At 43.1% G+C, this 20021-nt stretch carries 11 protein-coding genes; all 11 read left to right on the top strand.

Annotated elements, in window-relative coordinates; all coding sequences use genetic code 11:
* Window positions 1-6: 6 nt before the first annotated feature.
* The 11 genes from MKY54_RS16315 to MKY54_RS16365 all read left to right on the top strand — a co-directional run bounded on the left by MKY54_RS16315 (window position 7) and on the right by MKY54_RS16365 (window position 19914).
* Complete coding sequence (locus MKY54_RS16315) at window positions 7-1017, top strand: fumarylacetoacetate hydrolase family protein (protein ID WP_339187098.1); 1011 nt, start codon at window positions 7-9, stop codon at window positions 1015-1017.
* A gap of 91 nt (window positions 1018-1108) precedes the next feature.
* A complete protein-coding gene (locus MKY54_RS16320; protein WP_076126541.1) occupies window positions 1109-1690 on the top strand; it encodes a TetR/AcrR family transcriptional regulator in 582 nt (193 codons plus the stop codon).
* Between the two features lie 462 nt (window positions 1691-2152).
* Window positions 2153-3100, top strand: a complete 948-nt coding sequence (locus MKY54_RS16325) for an ABC transporter permease subunit (RefSeq protein ID WP_036677080.1) — start codon at window positions 2153-2155, stop codon at window positions 3098-3100.
* Between the two features lie 13 nt (window positions 3101-3113).
* On the top strand, window positions 3114-3983 hold the full coding sequence (locus MKY54_RS16330; RefSeq protein ID WP_036677077.1) for a carbohydrate ABC transporter permease: 870 nt from the start codon (window positions 3114-3116) through the stop codon (window positions 3981-3983).
* Between the two features lie 66 nt (window positions 3984-4049).
* Complete coding sequence (locus MKY54_RS16335; RefSeq protein ID WP_036677074.1) at window positions 4050-5636, top strand: extracellular solute-binding protein; 1587 nt, start codon at window positions 4050-4052, stop codon at window positions 5634-5636.
* A 261-nt stretch (window positions 5637-5897) separates the two neighbouring features.
* Window positions 5898-7565 (top strand): histidine kinase, encoded by a 1668-nt coding sequence (locus MKY54_RS16340; protein ID WP_339187101.1) that lies wholly within the window; start codon window positions 5898-5900, stop codon window positions 7563-7565.
* Window positions 7566-7567: 2 nt separating this feature from the next.
* Window positions 7568-9187, top strand: coding sequence for a response regulator (locus tag MKY54_RS16345; protein WP_248548647.1), 1620 nt, complete (start codon window positions 7568-7570; stop codon window positions 9185-9187).
* An 84-nt stretch (window positions 9188-9271) separates the two neighbouring features.
* Complete coding sequence (locus MKY54_RS16350; protein WP_339187103.1) at window positions 9272-11503, top strand: FAD-dependent oxidoreductase; 2232 nt, start codon at window positions 9272-9274, stop codon at window positions 11501-11503.
* A gap of 17 nt (window positions 11504-11520) precedes the next feature.
* Window positions 11521-12729, top strand: a complete 1209-nt coding sequence (locus MKY54_RS16355) for an SGNH/GDSL hydrolase family protein (protein WP_076302966.1) — start codon at window positions 11521-11523, stop codon at window positions 12727-12729.
* A gap of 295 nt (window positions 12730-13024) precedes the next feature.
* Window positions 13025-18631, top strand: a complete 5607-nt coding sequence (locus MKY54_RS16360) for a hypothetical protein (RefSeq protein ID WP_339187106.1) — start codon at window positions 13025-13027, stop codon at window positions 18629-18631.
* A gap of 341 nt (window positions 18632-18972) precedes the next feature.
* Complete coding sequence (locus tag MKY54_RS16365; protein ID WP_339187109.1) at window positions 18973-19914, top strand: hypothetical protein; 942 nt, start codon at window positions 18973-18975, stop codon at window positions 19912-19914.
* Window positions 19915-20021 lie beyond the last annotated feature (107 nt).

The following is a 20021-nucleotide window of genomic DNA, read 5'->3' on the forward strand; positions in this document are numbered from 1 at the left end:
TGCAACATGAAGCTAGTAACCTTTCAAACCAAAATATCCCAGGAACCTTTGTTTGGGCTTGTAATTAACGAGAAATTTGTCGTGTCTTTTACCGCAATCATGAAAAAGCAGGGAACATTCGTTGACAGTCTTGAAAGTATGGACAGCTATCTTCATTATTTGCCGGCAAGTTATGATGCCGCTAAGGAGTTGATGCAATATGCTGTCGAACAGTCGCATCAATTTAATGAAAATGAAATCTGCCCGATTGTAGCGGTAAAACTGCTGCCGCCAGTTCCAAATCCGGCTGCGCTTATCGATTTCGGGCTGACGCCAAGACATCTGAGAAATGCTGGCGTAAATCTGCTGCAAAGAGAATATACAGGGCCGGAAAGAGAAGAGCTTAAACAAAAAATCGCTGAAAAATTCCAGCAAGATCCGAATAAAGTAACTTTCAGTTATTACAAATGTAACCATAATGCATTAATTGGCGATGGAGATACGATTCATTGGCCTTCGTACTCTTCCTACCTGGATATTGAGCCGGAGCTGGCCTTTGTTACAGGGATGGAGAACTGCATTGCAGGTTATGTTATTTTTAATGACAGTACTGTCCGCGATGTGCAATGGCCGGATTTCCAGGGGCTGACCGGACCGACGCGCTGCAAAGATTTTGATCGCAGCAAAGGCATAGGGCCATTTCTGGTTACGCCGGATGAAATCGACAATCCGCTGGTACTGGATGTGAATGTATGCATCGGGGAGAGACTGCACTGGAAGGGGAGCACATCCGAGTATTCTTCACACCCTGCAAAAGTGATGGAGGAGGTTCTCAAAGTTTTCACGCCGCTCCCGGGCACGATTATTGGAATGGGGACGATACCGGATTGCTGCGCAATCGAGACCGAAGAATGGCTGTTGCCCTCTGACCGAATCCAGATTACATTTGATAAATTAGGCACGCTCACGCAATTGGTGCCTGATCATGTCAAGATTACGGAACCAAGCCGCTGGGAAAAAAGAAGCGATTTGCCTTAAAAAACGTTTATCAAAATGATGAACCCCGACCCTGCTGCATATGCAGAACTTGTAGTAGAATAGGATTAACATATGCAAAAGGAGAACTACAATGCAAACTTCAGACAGAATCATTGAAGCCGCGACACAGCTCATCAAAAAGAATGGCTATCGGGGAGTAAGCACCAAAGCCATTGCAACGGAAGCTAAAGTCAATGAATCTACGATTTTTCGGCAATTTGGAAGCAAGCAAGGCATATTGGAAGCCATCATTGAAAGACATTCGGATATTCCGCAATTTGAGAAGCTGTTAAAAGAGGAAGCGACCGATAATCCGGAAGTCGATCTGCTGAATGTAAGTCAGCAGTACCGTTTGTTTTTCCATAAAAATGCGGACATCATTTTGATTGGCATCCGCGACAAAGGAATGCTTCCCGAATTAGACAGAGTGCTCGCCGATCCGCCGGCGAAGCTTCACTCCTTGCTGGTTGAATATTTTGAACGATTGCAGAAGAAAAAAGTTATCGCCAGACAGGATGAGCGTCTTGTCGCAATGTCTTTTCTCTCGATGTGCTACGGATTTCAGATGAGCGAGCTGATTCACCGGCAATATCAATCCCAATTCGTCACCGAGGAAGAGTTCTACAAGCATAGTGTCTCATTGTTTGTTAAAGGAATTTTAGCCCAGTCATAAGCATTATTGATTTATCCCATTCATCTAATGGAAGAGCATGCAGCGAGGGTTGATGATGTGGTAATTATTAAGCATGGAACAATCGTTGCAGATGGAACATTGGAGAAGTAAAAGGTAACCCTTCCACGATGGAGGATACCTTTTTTTTGCTCATGAATGTAGTTTTTAGTAATGGAAAATAAAATACGTGGATGCATTATATAAAAAACATGACTCATTAAATTAAGCCCAATTTTTTCTAGGGCTTTTTTTGTTTGGGTCCTCAGGATTGTATTTGGTCTATACTCAAACTTTCGAGCCAGAGTTATTGTACAGCTTTAAATCAAGACAATCATGCCTATTGCATTGGAATTATCCAGGGCTGTACTTACTTAATATCTTATAAGAAATTCTTGAAATTACAGAAATTTATCCAGTAGGGGGATGCTATTATACAAATACAAATAAAGACGAGGTGATGATATGCAAGCAAAATTGGCAGCGGACGCCATTCCCCTCCCCAAAAAACGGAACTCATGGATAAGGACGATAAAAAAGTATAAAGTGATGTACGCTCTCTTGTTCCCGGCATTAGTTTACTTTGCCGTATTCAAATACATTCCTATGGCGGGAATCATTATTGCCTTTAAAAACTATAATCTGGCTTTGGGACTATGGGATAGCCCATGGGTGGGATTTAGAAATTTTACAGATTTTATGAACGGCGTTTATTTCTGGGACATCATGAGAAATACGATTATCATATCCCTGTATAAGCTGTTGTTCGGTTTCTCAGCTCCTATCATACTTGCTTTGCTGCTCAATGAAGTTTATACCCAATGGTTTAAGAAAATCGTTCAAACGATCACTTATTTACCCCACTTTCTATCATGGGTCATTGTTTATGGAATGATGGTGGCATTATTAGCCCCAGGGGATGGTCTTTTTAACATGATATTGAAGGAAACTGGAGTTGAACCCATCTCATTCCTAACGGAACCTGCCTGGGGCAGACTGCTGATCATCTTATCTGAAATATGGAAGGATATTGGATGGGGAGCGATATTGTACCTTGCAGCATTAGCAGGAATCGATCCAAGCTTATATGAAGCGGCTAGAATTGATGGCGCTTCCAAGTGGAGACAGCTATGGCATGTAACACTTCCCGGCATTCGAGGCGTGATGATTCTGATGCTGATCCTTAAGTTAAGCCATATTCTGGATGCTGGTTTTGACCAAATATTCATGTTTGCCAACAGCTTTAATCAGGAGAAGATCGACATTATCGACACATGGGTATACCGTGAAGGGCTCGAGCGACTTAAGATTGGCTTGGCTACTGCTGTGGGATTATTTAAAGCGGTCATCGGATTTGTTTTAGTGTTGGCAGCGAATAAGCTCGCCAAAAAATTCGATGGGCAAATTTGGTGAGGTGGTTATCAAAATGATCAATTTGACAATCGGAGAAAAGGTCTGGCAAGCATTCGTTTATTTTATTCTTATTTTGCTAGCTCTACTTTGCTTACTACCCTTTCTATATGTGGTTGCTGTTTCAGTAACGCCAGAATCGGAAGTGCTAAGAAGAGGAATTGTTATTATACCAGAAACCTTTACCTTTCTAGCCTATAAAGAAGTATTCATTTCTCATGGTATTGGGCAGGCGTATAAAATCACATTGTTTCGAACGATTGTAGGCACTGCTCTCAATGTGTTCTTTACGGTAATCGCGGCATATCCGTTATCCAAAAAATATTTGCCGGGTCGCAGCCCATTTTTACTATTCATTGTCTTTACCATGATGTTTGGGGGAGGATTAATTCCGACTTATTTACTAGTCCGCTCTCTGGGATTGCTAAACAGTCCGTGGGTATTGATCATTCCCAATCTCATTAGTGCATTTAATCTGGTGATCATTAAAGGCTTTTTCGAGCAATTGCCTGCTGAAATCGAGGAATCAGCGAGGGTAGACGGTGCAAGTGAACTTCAGTCGTTATGGCGGATCATTTTACCTCTGTCCTTGCCCGTCCTTTCCACAATTTCATTATTTTACGCAGTCGGGCATTGGAATAGTTACTTCGATGCTATTGTTTATATCAATGATTCCAACTTAATGCCGCTCCAAGTGATCTTGCGCAACATCCTGCTTAACGTCGCAACACAAAGTGCTGATTCGCTTGCCAATACCGGAGCTGTTAGTACGTTCGCTATACAAATGGCAGCAGTTGTCGTGACTACAGTTCCGATTTTGATCGTTTACCCATTTATGCAAAAGCATTTTACCAAAGGTGTGCTCTTGGGATCGGTTAAAGGTTAAAAAGATATTCCAACCTGAGTTGTTACGGGGAAACCGTGATAATATAGAAGCAAAGGAGAGGTCATTATGCAACGTAAAGCGATTACATTTGCTATTCTGACAGCAATGGTCGGTGTGGGAACAGTATTGTCAGGCTGTGGGGAACAAAAAGAGGTTACATCGACAGCTTCGGGTAATTCACAAGGCCAGTCTAGTCCCTTTGAAACCAAATTGAAAATTTCGATGTTTAACCAAGGAACTTTCAATGCTGCTGCTCCGATTCCTCCCCGTGAAGAAGATATCCAACGCCAAATGTTGGAGAAAGCAGTAAATATCGACTTGGAAATGATGATTCCTCAATCAGGGCAAGCAACGACTAAATTAAATACGCTCATTGCTGGCGGAGATATTCCAGATTTGATCTTTTTGAAGAGCCGTGCTGATCTCGCGCAATATTATGACCAAGGCGTTCTTGCGGATTTGACACCGTATCTGGATCAATTTCCTGAATTGCAGAAACGTTTTAGCAACGACTCCTGGGAGGCGATGTCCTATCAGGGAAAAACCATTGGAGTTCCAGGTTATGATAATGTAAACGGTATTAGTCGAAGCTTCTTTATCCGTAATGATTGGCTGAAAAAGCTGAATATGGAAGTGCCAACAACACCTGACGAGCTATTTGAAGTTATGAAAGCCTTTACAGAGAAAGACCCGGACGGCAATGGCAAAAATGATACGTACGGATTCATAGGCGGTATGAATAAAGAAGGCAATCTGCAAACCTATGGCTTCGATAGTTTGATGTGGATGTTTGGAGTCAATCCTCCCTCAGCCATTGATGTGAAAGACAATGAACCGGTGTTCCTGTTTACCGACCCAAAAATGAAAGAAGCGCTCGCTTATATCAATAAAATGATGGAAGCTAAAGTTGTAGATCCAGACTGGGTGACGATGAATACTCCCGATTTATTGGACCAAAAGCTATTTAAGGGTAAAGTTGGCTTCATGATAAGAGATGCCCGCAGGCTGGAACCAGATTATCAGCAAAAAATGAAAGAAATCAGTGGAGAGGTGCCGGAATGGATCGTCATTCCTCCAATGACAGGTCCTTATGGTGATCAAATTGTAGAGAGAAAATCGTTCCAAGGCAATTCATGGGCCATATCCAAGAAAGCGGATAAGGACAAAATCATTCGGATCTTGTCCATGCTGAATTATCTCTTTACGGACAAAGAAGCATATCCGAATTTTGCATACGGAATTAAAGGGATTCATTGGGATTTGGTAGACGGCAAGATCAAAAATAAAACCTCCGAATTATCTAAGGAAATGAAAGAAAAGTACTTATGGGTCGATCATTATAGAATGCCGCGTCGTGGTGATGATGCTGAGTACTTCAGCTTCCAGAATCCTAAGACGGCAGAAGCTTTTGAGAACAATCAGAAATACGTGGCGGCTACGTTGCCCGGGAATTTATTGACTGAAGACCCGAACGATTCCTTGGCAGCTGACCGCCAACGTTACATTAATGAAAGCTTGGTCAAATTTATGACTGGCAAAGAACCTCTTTCGAACTGGGACAATTTCCTCAATACATTGGAAACTAAGTTTGACATGCAGAAGTATAAAGACTCAGTAATCAAGCAATTTAAAGAAGCAGGCTTAATCAAGTAAATCAAACGAAGAGAGCGGCTATAATTAGCCCCTCTCTTTATTGAAATATAAGAAAGTATAAGTTTTACTTTATACTTATCCTTCTATTTTTCGAAGAAACGCTTATCGTCCTTAAAAAGGACGCCGAAGGCGTTTCTTCTTATCATATGCTATTATTTGTTTATTACAGATTTAAAAGGAAGATGATCGATGCGAAGAAGAATCAGCTTGCCTTTAAAACTATTTTTTATCGTATTTGCATTTGTATTAAGCTGCATAATCTTGATAAGCCAATTGTCTTATCGTTATGTCCAAAAGGAAATAAGAACCTCTGACATTTATTACACCAACCAAATACTTGATAAGATTGATCAGTATTTCACAGTTAATTTTTCCTCCTTCCAGACGATGCTGTTCTCGGTCGAGTCATCGGTGAAAGCCAACATTGACAATCCGGACGTGATTAAAAAGCAATTAAGAGAGCTCTATGAACTCAACAGTAATTACGTCAGTAATATTTATTTGATCAAAAACGATTTATCTATTCTAGGCGGAAGTACACCTACCCGAATATTTGATGAACCTTTAGCTGAAAGAGAACCATTGTTTGATGCAGCTGACAAGAATAGAAGGATTACATTTGTCAGTGATCCTTACAAATCTAAATATTCCGGCTGGACAGTTACGATGGTCCGATATCTGAACAGTGCTCCGTTTCCTATGGCCATTGCAGTAGATTTAGATCTAAATGCCATTGAAGATACCTTGTTCAAGATTAATAAAAAAGAACAAATGAATTTGGCTCTAATCACCGCATCGGGAAAAATCATTGCCGGATTTTCGGAAAATAAAGGCCCCCTGAATGTTCAAGATCATACTTTTTCAATCGGTGAAACGTCAGCAGAAGAAATTCTGGATACTACAGAAACAAACCTTCAACTGCACACCAAGGAGGGGATTCAAGTTTCCCTTCTAAAAAAACCGACTGAAAAATTCAACTGGACCATCATCTCAATCAACGATGAATCACGCTTGAAAGCTGCTTTATCCAGATTGGAAACCTATTATATCGAGCTTCTAGCTGCTGGTTTTCTCTTAAGTCTGTTCGTTTCCTTCTTTATTGCCAAATATATAAGGAACCCGCTCTATGCACTCAAAACAAAAATGAAGCGGGTGGAGCAAGGCTCCCTCACAACTACAATATCGATTAACCGAAATGATGAGTTTGGAGATCTCTCCCGAGCATTCGATCGTATGCTGCAGCAAATTGTGGAACTGATTCGGGGAGCAGAGCTTCATAACGAACTTGAACGAAAGCTGGAAATTCAAGTGCTGCAGTCTCAAATAAACCCTCATTTTCTGTATAACACGCTTGGTTCTATCAGTAATGTCATACGACTCGGACAAATAGAGAAAGTAGATGTGGTGATCGAGTCTCTCATTTCAATATTGGAATATGGGATAGCTGACGCTTCGGAGAAGGTATCACTGCGTCAGGAATTGCAGAATGTATCAGACTATATCGCGATCCAGAACATCCGCTATAACCGAAACTTCCAATTAATCGAAAATATCGAAGCAGGGCTAATAGATTTTCCGGTTTTTCGAATGCTGTTGCAGCCCCTTGTGGAGAATAGTATCTTCCATGGTTATAACGGAGGGGGGATCGAAGGCCCTATTACTATTCATGCGTACAGGGAGGGTGGCAACGTCATCATAGAAGTAGTTGATCAGGGCGAGGGAATTCCAACTGATAAAATAAAGCATATTTTAATTTCAGAACCGGGGGATGTGGAATTGAAAAGGAAAAGAATCGGGTTAAACAATATTCATGACCGAATCAGACTTCACTACGGAGAACAGTTCGGGCTCCAAATCATAAGCATACCTAAGGAAATAACCCGGGTTCGCGCCTTATTCCCAGCAGGCTTGTTTAAAGGAGATGCATGATGATGAGAGACTACACCTGCTTCATTGTTGACGATGAAGATCTAATCATTCAGAGATTGGAATTGTTTTTTCACGAGCGCTCCCTTAGGGATAAGCGATTTCATTTAGTGGGAAAAGCGAATAATGGGCTGAAGGGGATAGAGGAGATCGTAAAGCTTAAGCCGGATATCGTAATATCTGATATCGTCATGCCGCGAATGGATGGGATTTCCATGATTGAGCAGCTAAAGCCAAAGCTTCCCCATACCCAATTCATTCTTTTGACCGCTTATTCATCCTTTGAATACGCCCAGAGAGCTATTCAAGCCAACGTATTGGAGTACATTGTTAAGGTTCCGCTCAGAGATGCGGATTTGGATCGAGCTTTAGATAAGGCAGCCGGGATTTTAAATGAAGTTAAGAAAAAAGAAGCGGAATTTCAATCTTTAAACGTATCCGTGCTTGAAAATAAATATAGAGTCCGCAAGCAATTTTTTAACGAGCTTATCAGAGGCGAAATCCCTTCTCATCGGGCATCAGATTTTGCCAATCGTATGCAGTTCCATTTCTTTCAAGCCAACTATCGCTGCTTTATTGTCGAAATGAATATGTATGAAAGTTTCCGAAATGATTATTCAGCGTCTGATCAGAACATATTGAGGTATGCGATTACAAATATAATCGAAGAAACGGTGATGAATGGTGGCAGTGGTGTAGCTGCGGATCTATCCGATAATCGGTTTATTGGCTTTCTATCCTGGGAAAATAATCGTAGTGATCTGGAAACGGAATATGATTGCCAGACATTGGGGGGGCAGATCGTCTCCCATTTGCATCAATATTTGAATCAAAGGGTATCCGTCGCTTTTGGAGGTCCACACCGAGGCTGGGAATCCATCAAACAAGCTTACACGGAAGCACAAAATGTGAGTGATGATTTCTATTATCATACAGAGAAAGTAGTAAAAACACCCATGCATCGGTTCCATTACCATAATGACAGAAAAGAAGAATTTCAGCAGAAATTGGCTGATTTTCTTGCTGGGGTGAAAAGAAAGGTTTCCAAGGAAGAGCTGGAGAAAGCATTTGCTGATCTGAACCAATTTGTTACGGACCATAAAATCCATAAGTCCATCATGGCGCCTATGTTAAGAGACTTGTACAGAGACATTATTGTGAAGTTTAAATCGGGAAACAAGTTGGCTACGGAAGTAGCAGAGTTTCCCATAGAATTTTTAGCTTTTCGGGAGCAGCTTGCCTATATCGGCGACTTTACCTTCGAATATGTACACGCCGGCCAACTTTTACATCGTATAGAAATCATGAGTGCTATGCGGTTTATAGAGAAAAACCTGAAACAGCGATTAACGCTCGAGGCGATTGCCGAGGAAGTGAATTTAGCTCCATCGTATTTTAGCAGCTTATTCAAAAAAACAATGAACGAAGGCGTTATCAGCTACATCAATCGTAAAAAAATCCAATTAGCTCTCGAGCTGTTAAATATTCAGGATTATTCTATATTGGAATTGTGCGAAGAAGTAGGAATTGTGAATGAAGGTTATTTTTGCAAATTATTTAAAGAATATACGGGTGATACTCCTAAGCAATATCGGATAAAAATGACACGGTATGAATCCAATTAAGGTTGCAAAAAATGTGTGATTTTTTCGCGAAATCATGTAAAAAAAAAGGGAGCAAAAGGATTACCATGATAGAAGGATCTAATCATGGAGGTTATCAAAATGGAGCTTATTAAAGGAGATGTAACCGTCGTCGGCGGAGGTATTGCTGGGATATGCGCTGCCATTGCTGCCGCACGCCAAGGGCTGCAAGTGTCACTTATTAATGATCGACCGGTTCTTGGGGGAAATGCGAGCAGCGAGGTCAGGGTTCATATCAACGGGTCGGCATATCTCGGAAACAGTCCATCCTATTATGCACGCGAAGGAGGGTTGGTGGAAGAACTCAAGTTGAAGATTTTCCACTATAATCCGTTATACAACAAGAAGCTGATGCTTTCGCTTTCGGATACGGTCTTGTTGGATATGGTCTATGCTGAGCCTAACATTTCTCTATTTCTGAATACATGCGTGCATGAGACGGGCATGGAGAACGGCAGAATTAAATGGGTGGATGGTCTTCAATTGGCTTCCGAAAGGAAATTTCGTTTTGAAAGCCGAACCTATATCGATTGCTCCGGAGATGGAGTTGTCGGATATCAGGCAGGTGCTCTCTTCCGATGGGGGAGAGAAGCGAAACATGAATACAAGGAAGAATTGGCTCCTGAAGTGGCGGACCATTACACCATGGGTGATACGATCCTGTTTCAAGCCCGTGACGTAGGGTATTCCGTTCCATACAAAAGACCTGGCTTTGCGTATGATATTACGAAGTTGGCCTTTTTCGATAGTATCAGAAAAGGCTTAAACCATCGGGCTTTTCCAAGAAAAATCAACGGGCTTGGCGGATTGTGGTGGCTGGAATACGGCGGACATATGGATATTATCAAAAATAATGAAGACATCGCGTTGGAGCTGCGGAAATTGGTATACGGGATTTGGGATTATCTCAAAAATAGCGGTGAATTTGATGATGTAGACAATCTCATTTTGGATTATGTATGCCCGATCCCGGGAAAGCGGGAGTCGAGGCGGTTTATTGGGGATCACATGTTGTCTCAGAACGATCTCACAGCAAAGCCGCATTTCGAAGATGCTGTATCCGTCGGTGGATGGTATATGGATTTACATGCTAATAAGGGCATCTACGATGAGGGACCGGCTACAGCTTGGAATTTCGTGCCTGGATTGTACAATATCCCTTTCCGCAGTTTATATTCACGAAATATTCCTAATCTCATGTTCGCTGGTCGCAATATAAGTGCTACCCATGTGGCTTTCGGATCTACAAGGGTTATGGCAACCTGCGGTTGTATGGGGCAGGCGGTTGGAACGGCTGCTTCGTTGTGCTCGAAATATGAGGTAGACCCCGCGGCCATAGTCGAAGCTCATATGGGGGAGCTGCAGACGCTATTGCTTCGAGACGGACAAACCATTGTAGGCCTTCAAGAGGAATTGGATCCTTACTTCGCTGACGGATTAACTATTCGTGCCTCGTCTCAGCGCAGCTATGACAATCTTCATCCAACCGAAGAGATTTCCTTGGAGAAAGGGTTATGTTTGGTCTTGCCGATTCAGACATCCGTGGCTGAAAGCGTACGGTTCAAAATTAAAAATAGCTCCAATCATTCGGAAACTCTACATGTGAAGCTTTTTGGCGGGGAATGGAAGGAAAACTACATTCCAACCAGCGAGTTGAGAGACTACCACTTGGTTATTACAGCCGGTCATGACGACTGGATTACGCTAGACTTGGACTGCAAGAAACCGGCTGACGACAAAATCTACATCATATTGGAGGGCACGGCGAGCCTTGCCATATACGGTAATGAAGAGAAATTGACAGGAGCGGTCAGCTTCCACTATAGGCCGGAAGAGCCGTCCAGGCTGAAGAAATTCAATAAGAGCATTTGCTTTAAGGACCTGGTGCCAGCTCAGAATATGTATAGTCCTGAGAATGTTGTCAATGGCTACTCCAGACCTTATGGCCAACCGAATGGCTGGATTTCTGAACATTCGGAAGGACAGGAATGGTTGGAATTCTGTTTTGCAAGCCCCAAAAATCTGGACGAAATCCATCTTGTTTTTAATTCGCAGCTGGATTTGGAGCATTTCAACGACCCGATTGAGTCCCTTATCCAAGATTATGATATGACCTTGACCTTAGAAGACGGAACCGAGAGGACAATCATAACTCGTGGAAATTATCTCACGTTGAATAAACATAAGATAGATGCGAACGGTGTAACCCGAATCCGGATTAATTTCTGCGCAACTTATGGTTCGCCTTATTTTGAAGTGTTTGCTGTAAAATTGTTTGCTCCTAAAATCGATAAATGAGGACAGGTGAAGTCACGATGAAGGAATTATTCCCTCGTAAAGGGCTCCCCAATATAATTCAAAAATTGGAAAATGGGGATACCGTAACAATCGTCTATTTCGGCGGCAGTAATACACGTTCTGAAGGCTACAGGGTTATGACGGCGGATTGGCTTCGTAAGCAATATCCTAAGGCGGATATCCGCTCTGTGAATGCAGGCATTGATGGGACAGGATCGGATTTGGGCTGTGCCCGTTTGGAGACAGATGTACTGCGTCATCGACCTGATCTAGTATTTGTTGAATTTGTCGGTAATGATGGCGGAGATCCCGAATCCAAGGCGCGGATCGAAGGGATTGTCCGTCAGATCCGCAAGCGGAGCCGGTTTACTGATATCCTGTTCGTTTATACGCTGAAGGAGCGGGATGTGGCCTTATTTCAGTCTGGAGAATACCAGAAGGGGGCTCTAATGCAAGAGGAAGTGGCCCACTATTACGGTATTCCTTCGATTCATCTGGGCGTAGCGGTCAGTCACTTGGTGTCGGAGGGAAAAATCGTTTTCACCTCAAGGGAAGACGTGTCCATTTCCGGAGCCGTTGTTTTTACACATGATTCGATCCATCCGACTATTCCCGAAGGACATCAGATTTACACGGATACGATCACCCGGTCATTTGAGAAAATTAGAGAACTTCAGGATCATCCAGGAAGGTCAGTACATCACTTACCTCAGAATCCGTTGGTCCCGGCTAATCCTTGGGAATATGCGAGCATGCTGTCATTGGATAGTCTTACCGATTTTTCCGCAGGATGGTCTTACATGACTCCCGATGATTGTGCTTTAGTACGCGAGTACAATTGGTTGTTCCCCGGCCTGTGGCGAGCAGTCGATCCTGGAGAGGCTATTACGGTGCAGTTCGAGGGAACTCATATCGGGTTATTCGATATCGGGGGGCCTGATTCTGGCAGATTGAAGGTGTCGGTGGATGGTGGGGAACCCTTTATTGTCGATCGATTCACACTACACAACGATCATAATCGTAATCAGTATGTATTCTTGCCGGAGCTCCCGAATGGGAAACATACGGTGCGCTTCGAAGTCGATACCGAAAAGACAGACAAAGCGGCTGTATTTGAGGCATGCGGCAATGAACGAAGTATTGAGCATGTTCGGCAGCATCCAGATTGGTATGATCAAACGGTGATCCAGCTTGGGAAGTTGTTATTGGTGCAGCCGCCATTATAATTAATCATAAGGTTTTCTCCAATTGAAAGACCTATATCATACTGACTGCAGTTGAGCAGCCAGTTATGATGTAGGTCTCTTTTTAAAGGAAGACAATGTCGTTTCTTCTTGCTTAAAATCTTATAAGAAATTCTTGAAATCAAAGAAATTTCACAGTTATGTGACATGCTATGATAAAAACGACGGAGCGGGATTAGCCAGAAGAATACGGCTGATTGCTACTTTATGATCTTCGAACAAAGGAGGGTTTTATTATTTTGAAAGCGTTATCAACTTAAGGGAGGCTGTGAGTTGTATGATAAAAAGGAAGCTGTTTTTCTTAATCGTTTTCATCGTGACGATATTAGTTCCTTTCAGCCTAGACGGAATAAGGACCGCTTATGCAGAGACCTTACCGTATAAGACGATTATTATCGATGACGGGAGCATCACGATCAATGATGTTGTGACACCTGATGTGGGTAATGAGAACAACGGATATTCGGCTCCGAATTGGACCACAAGTATAGGGGTGAAGGGGTATGATAACTCCAGCTCCAAATATACGAGTACAGCAGGCAGAACGATATCATGGAATCCACGATTGGAAGCGGGAACGGCGAAAATTTCGTTATACAAGCTTAACTGGGAAGATAAAGCGGATAGCAATGTAAAAATTGAAATCGTCCACAATGGAACGACGGATGTTCTTTTTATGGATTTCAGACCTTCGTTTGGCGCTTCTGTGGGATGGGTTGATTTGGGAGAGTACTATTTTTCCGGAGTTGGTAACGAATTCGTTAGATTAACTCGGTCTACCAGCACAACCAGCACGATACTTACTCGTGCAGATGCGGTCAAGTTCGAAGGGAATATTCAGCAAAAAGAGCCTCATAAGACGATCATCATTGATGATGGAAGCATCACGATTGATGATGTCGTCACTACTGATGTAAATAACGCAAATAACGGGTTCTCCGCTCCTGATTGGACTACAAGTACGGGAGTGAAGGGATATAATAATTCTAGTTCCAAATTTACCGATGCAGTAGGAAGAAGCATCACATGGAATCCGCGATTAGAAGCAGGGACGGCGAAAATTTCATTCAACAAGCTTGATTGGGCGGATAAAGCAGACAGTAATGTTAAAATCGAAATTGTTCACAATGGGATTACGGATGTCATGTTTATGGATCTGAGACCCTCGTCGGGGCCATCGGCCGGATGGGTTGATTTGGGGTCCTATTATTTCAGTGGTGATGATAGCGAATTTGTCAGACTGACTCGAACACAACCTACGACCGGAAAAATCATTACGCGGGCCGATGCGGTCAAATTTGAAGGGAATATACGGCAGCAAGCTCCGCCGTTGCCTCCGCTGCGCAGCCGTACATTGGCGAATCTCAGTTACACGGAAAAAGGCAGCATCGAGAATGCCAGCTATAAGGCTACCTTTTATGAAGCTGCTTGGGATGAAGGCAAAACCATCGTTCGTGATATGTTCTACAAGGATACGGATACGGGGAACTGGATGCCTGTTAATAATGTGGCGGAAAGACTTGAAGAACAATGGGTCTTATTGGATGGGAATGCGGGGAGTCGAACCAATTATTACGATACGATGAACAAACGCTGGATTACATTCGACGAGATCAATTTCCCAGACAGCCACACGGCGATATTAACCGATTCTTCACATGAAAGCGATTACGATTTACAAGTGAACTGGTCTATGTCAGGGGACAAACCTGATGTTTCCTTCGCCTTTACACCTCGCAAGGATGGCAATTATGTAATCGGTTATCAGTCCTTCACAACAGAGCAAATCTCAGACGTCAATGAAGTGTTAAATGGTTTCAGATCACACGCCAAAATGGTAGGTTCAGTGGAATCAACAAGCTTAAGGGAACTAAGCGCTCCGATGAGTCTAATTGAGAAGAATGACGGTTCGGGGAATCCATTGACATATGGGGTATTTGTACCGTCGGATGAGCTTCCGGTTGAATTTGAACCGACGGGAGGCGTTACGAAGCAAAGGCTTGGCATGAGCCTTGTCAACAACGAAGGCAGCGTGCAGCCAATCTTGTATGCTCCTCAATTAGGGACCTATTCGCAAATGAACGCAGAAAGCACTTATCAATTTCATATGGGACTAATCGCTCAAAAAAGCAAATTGTATGAGTCCTACGCGGATATTCTTCGCAAAGAGTACGGTTATTCTGCATACCGGGAAAATGTATCAGATCAGTCGCTTACTGACGCGATGTTCAATATGATAGATTTACTTAAGATAGAGCCGCAAGGGGATGACTCTGTTGATTATGTCCCGTCACCCAGCGGGTGGTGGAGCCGTGCCAAGGGCTTTATTGACATCGAAAACGAGGATAGCGTTCGAACAAGCTCGAATGCAGTTCTTTTGGGGGCTTACTATTTGACTGGGGATGACCAGCTCTACGATACGAGAGCATTGCCGTCCGTCCAGTATGGCTTATCGCGAAATGGTATAGGCTGGTCGCCTACGCAAAAGCCAGTATACGGTGTGCCGTCGTTATGGAAAATGGCAACCTTGCCGTTTGATTTTTCAAGCGTAACCGCTCTCAATCAGATGATGGGTACTTCGGCAGGAATTGGAGCACTGGCACAGGAAGAATACCTCGTGCGTGATCCTGACCAGAAAGACCGTGGTCCTGTCATTCAACCCCTGATGATGTATCGTATGACGGGAGATACTCAGTATTTACAGGCTGCCAAGGATGCAGCCGACAGCTATATCATGCAGCATATTGATACGCCTGCATCCGTCAATCTGAGTAAAAATGAGTTCATTTATTATTATAGCAAGCTGTGGATGAAGATCTTGGAGCTTTACGAGGAAACTCAGGATCCCAAATACTTGAATGCCGCTTATAAGGAAGCCAAACGGTATGCAACGATGTTTGTTGCTCGTCCGGTTCCTGAAGGTAGCGTTACGATTCCGCAGCCTGAGACGTATAATTACGCGGAGTCGTTCCATTGGCCGGAAAGTGGTAAATATCAATATCCTCGGATCAAGCTCCCAGAAGATCTAGCCGGAGGCGTACAAGCGGATAGTTGGCTTGTTTCTCCCAATGGATTGACGTTTGAAGCGGGAAGTACAACTGGCTATTATCGGATGAATGCTCAGGAAGCTCCATTCATGCTGAGATTGTCGCTCTATACAGGTGATAAACTGCTGCAGGATATTGCTCATAATGCAGTTATTGGACGATATTCTAGTTATCCAGGTTATTACTATAAGGGCTTCGCCGTTAGCCAACTTGAGCCAGAGTTTCCTCTGGAAGGCCCAAGCGGGGCTACATCCATCTATTATCACCATATCCCGGGACAGCTCGGGCAAACGATGGATTATTTGATCAGCGAACAAACGTTGAAATCGAATGGTAGTATTACATTTCCTTCTGTTTTTGAAACTAATTTTTTATGGTTCAAATATCACCTCTATGGAAATAAACCAGGGAATTTTTACGGTAATTCCGACGTTTGGCTCTGGATGCCCAAGGGGATTATCAAGACCAACCATCTTCAATTGAACTGGATAACGGGAGAGAGCGGGAATAAATTCTACATCGGGTTAAGCAACGAATCATCAGCTGAAGTCCAGACTCCGATCGAATTGAATGCGCAAATCATTGGGTTCAACCCGGCACAAGATTATACCGTAACCATCATCCGCGACAATGGCACACCAGAGCAAGCGGTTATGAGTGGTGGAATCATTCAAGCCACGGTTTCAAGCAAAGGAATAACCGCTATCATTGTAGAAGGACTCAACATTGATGTGCCGCTGCACCAGGTCAGAACTGCTGATACATCGGATGCAAGCTATTTCTTCGATATCCACAGTCCAATAGATGCGGTTAAAGGTATGCTGATCGTCAAGCCCGACGAAACGGCCTATGATGCTTATGTGCAGGCAAAAACGACAAAACCAGCGACGATCCATTATTCCTTGGATGGCGGAGTAACGTATACAACCATTCCAGATACGATCTATCCGATGGAATGGTCGATACGGGTAAACGATTTATCCCAAACCTTCACTTATTATGTGGAATCGGATGGGAAACAGACCCGCAAGCGGACACTCTATTTGCCTGATCAAGTACAAGAAACTCCAGTTCAACCGGATTGGCAGGAGAGTTCATCGATCATTGTGGATAATATGGAGGCAGAGACAGAAGGCGTCTGGATACGGGATACAACGGCTAACGACTATTACTATGATAACTATGTGTACGCCAAATCGACTGCCGGCACAGCGACAAGCAGAATTAAATGGCGGCCTGAGCTGCCGGAAAGTGTTACTTACAGTGTGTATTACAAGCTTCCGCAAATAACCGCTACAAGTGAAAATTGGGCAACGAATGCCTCATTTACCGTTTATTATAGTGGAGGCTCCGAGACGGTTACCGTTGATGAGACAACGGCCAATGGGACTTGGGTGCACCTGGGAGATTATCCTTTTGCAGCAGGCGATAGCGGATATGTCGAATTAACCAATAAGGCCAACAAGTTACGGGTAGTTGCCGATGCGATGATGTGGGTGGATCCAAACAGTATGCCGCAATTGGAGTCTGTGGTGATCCTGTCGGATCGGGGTGAACTGCAAATGACTCAAACCGCACAACTAAGCGTAACCGGCTATTTGGATAACGGTCTGATTGGTGATCTATCACAGGCAAATGTGCAGTATTTCGTTGATCGAACCGATCTGGCTGAAGTGGACAGTAGCGGTATGTTGACCCTTCTAAGTCTCGACGGAGAAACGGATCATATTGAGGTATGGGCCACTGTAACGATTGACGGGGTGACCTTAACAACACCTTCTATGACAATTGCGATCAGGGACTTAACGGTTATTGTCGACAGCACGAATACGACTGGGTTATACACGACAGAAGGATCTTGGAGCCAAAGCAATTTAGCTGGATACAAAATTGGGGTTAAGTCCCGTTATTCTACCGTTCAAGGTTCATCAGCGACGTGGAAAGGCCAGTTCCCAGAGGGGAAATATACGGTCTCCATTTACAAGCTCGTCCATACGACGGCAAACGATAACTATGTCAAAGTGGAAGTGAAGCATCAGTCGGTTACCGAGGTTACGTATATTGATGCAACCGTCGGCTCATCAGGTTGGGTTAATCTAGGAACGTTCGACTTTACTGGAGACGGCAGCGAGTACGTTCGTCTAACCAGGGTTACTCCGACAACGGTAGATCCGCCAACTCTACCTGTCGATATGATTTATACGAGGGCTGATGCAGTCAAGTTCGAACGGCATTCCGTTAGCCCGGAATTGCTTGCAAATGGGGTGCCAGGTAAACCGATACTTTCGAATAATAGCGGTGTTGCGACAGGTATAAATGATGGCAATTATGAGGTTACAATGAATATGTGGTGGGGAAACAATGGCTCACTGTATAAGTTATACGAGAATGGTCAATTGATCCAAACGAAGTCATTGGCCGATGTTTCGCCAGCCGCCCAGACTTCCATTATTCCTATTCAAGGAAAGCCGAATGGAACCTATGTGTATACATGTGAGTTATCGAATTTGTATGGAACGACTTCATGTGATCCACACACCGTCACCGTGACTGATGCGAAGCCCGGCAAACCTGTTTTGTCTAGTGACAACTGGGATCAAGATGGGGACTATAACATTACTGCTAATATGTGGTGGGGCACGAACGCAACACAGTATCGATTATATGAAAATGGCGAACTTATTGAAACGCAATCTTTATCTTCACAAACACCAAGTGCTCAATCGGCCACTACACAAATTTCAGGGAAATCTCCTGGCATCTATCACTATCGCGGTGAGTTTATGAATGGAAGTGGAACAACGGAAAGTGATACGATACAGATTATTGTAAAATAAACTTATGAGCTGAGTGGATGAGAACAATCCATTCGGCTTTTTTATTTCCTGGAATTTAGTATAGAGCTATACAAAAAGCTAATCTTTCAAGGCTCTCAACTGGGTGATATCTACATAATACTGCTCATGCTAGATTAGCAGGGCGTTTTCAACCAAACGTGGTAATTTGAACATGTCAAATTTGTTCTAATTCAGTCTAAATAAGCGCTTACATTAGGGGGTGGCTAAACTTACAATAATGTCTAACCATTTAAATTTGGGAACTTCTCCTGCAACGGCGAAGAATTTCACTGTCATGGCTTTCATGCAAAGCTAGGTTGAATATTGGAGAGGAGGCTGTCATGGGGATTACAAGACGAAAACCAACAGTGATTATCTTGTTTACCGCTCTGATTGTTCTTGCTTTACTCATGTTGGGCTTAACTAACAAAAAGGTGGAACTGCCTGAAAATTGGATATTTACAGTAGATGGATACGCCGTAACAGAGGAAGAATTTCAATCTTTTGTCAAAGAGCAGAGAGCTATAACGGTAGACTATTTCTTCAGAACTTATGGGGCCCAAGTAGATGAGGGCTTCTGGACACATCAATACGGCAAAAATCATGAAACCCCCTCTGAATACGCCAAAAATTCTGCGATGACAGCATTGCTAATGTCCAAGCAGGAGCAATTTATTGCAGACAAGCGAGGAATCGCCCCTTACCAAAGCTTTGATGAGCTTAAATCCGACATGGAAGAAGAAAATGTTAAGCGAGCTAAGATGGATGATTCAGGAGAGACTTACTATGGGTTGCCTCAGTTTGATTTATATCAATACATGCAATATTTAAGTGGCGCCCGTTGGCCGGATTTGATAGAAACCCAGGTAAAGAAAACGAAAATGAGCGACGCCCAGTTACAAGTTGAGTATGCATCAAAAAGTGCGGATTATATTCGTGTAGCTGATAAATTAACGGCTGCGTTAGCGACAGCGGGACAAGTCAAAGAAGAGAAAGTGCTAAATCGTTTAGATATATCCAAAGAAGATACCGAGTCTCTTAAGTTCTGGGAGTCTTTAGCTGCTGCTTCTGTAGGTGAGACAGTAATCGGTAAATATATGGGTGAGGATGTCGTTGCTACATTAACCACAAAACCGGAAATCACCAAGCTTAAACTGGAAGAAGTGAAAGATTCCATTCTATACGGATCGGCGGAGTCTGACTTGCGAGCGTTAATTGCAAATACGAATGAATTGAAGATCGTGTATAACGGTAATCGATTCAGTGAGTTAGTAGTGAACTAGAATAGTTAGTTTTTAAGTTTATAAAAATCTATGTCTATTGAGACTTCCATAGATACAGATTTTTTATAAAGTATAAATTTATTAATTTCAAAGGGAGGAAATTTTGG

Origin of the sequence: Paenibacillus sp. FSL P2-0121 (assembly GCF_037975345.1) — a bacterium.
GTDB classification, from domain to species: Bacteria; Bacillota; Bacilli; order Paenibacillales; family Paenibacillaceae; genus Paenibacillus_AQ; species Paenibacillus_AQ odorifer.

What these genes read in the sequence shown, in the direction of transcription:
- MKY54_RS16315 (WP_339187098.1), top strand. Translation starts at nt 7, where the DNA reads ATGAAGCTAGTAACCTTTCAAACCAAAATATCCCAGGAACCTTTGTTT.
- MKY54_RS16350 (WP_339187103.1), top strand. Translation starts at nt 9,272, where the DNA reads ATGGAGGTTATCAAAATGGAGCTTATTAAAGGAGATGTAACCGTCGTC.
- MKY54_RS16325 (WP_036677080.1), top strand. Translation starts at nt 2,153, where the DNA reads ATGCAAGCAAAATTGGCAGCGGACGCCATTCCCCTCCCCAAAAAACGG.
- MKY54_RS16335 (WP_036677074.1), top strand. Translation starts at nt 4,050, where the DNA reads ATGCAACGTAAAGCGATTACATTTGCTATTCTGACAGCAATGGTCGGT.
- MKY54_RS16330 (WP_036677077.1), top strand. Translation starts at nt 3,114, where the DNA reads ATGATCAATTTGACAATCGGAGAAAAGGTCTGGCAAGCATTCGTTTAT.
- MKY54_RS16365 (WP_339187109.1), top strand. Translation starts at nt 18,973, where the DNA reads ATGGGGATTACAAGACGAAAACCAACAGTGATTATCTTGTTTACCGCT.
- MKY54_RS16360 (WP_339187106.1), top strand. Translation starts at nt 13,025, where the DNA reads ATGATAAAAAGGAAGCTGTTTTTCTTAATCGTTTTCATCGTGACGATA.
- MKY54_RS16320 (WP_076126541.1), top strand. Translation starts at nt 1,109, where the DNA reads ATGCAAACTTCAGACAGAATCATTGAAGCCGCGACACAGCTCATCAAA.
- MKY54_RS16345 (WP_248548647.1), top strand. Translation starts at nt 7,568, where the DNA reads ATGAGAGACTACACCTGCTTCATTGTTGACGATGAAGATCTAATCATT.
- MKY54_RS16355 (WP_076302966.1), top strand. Translation starts at nt 11,521, where the DNA reads ATGAAGGAATTATTCCCTCGTAAAGGGCTCCCCAATATAATTCAAAAA.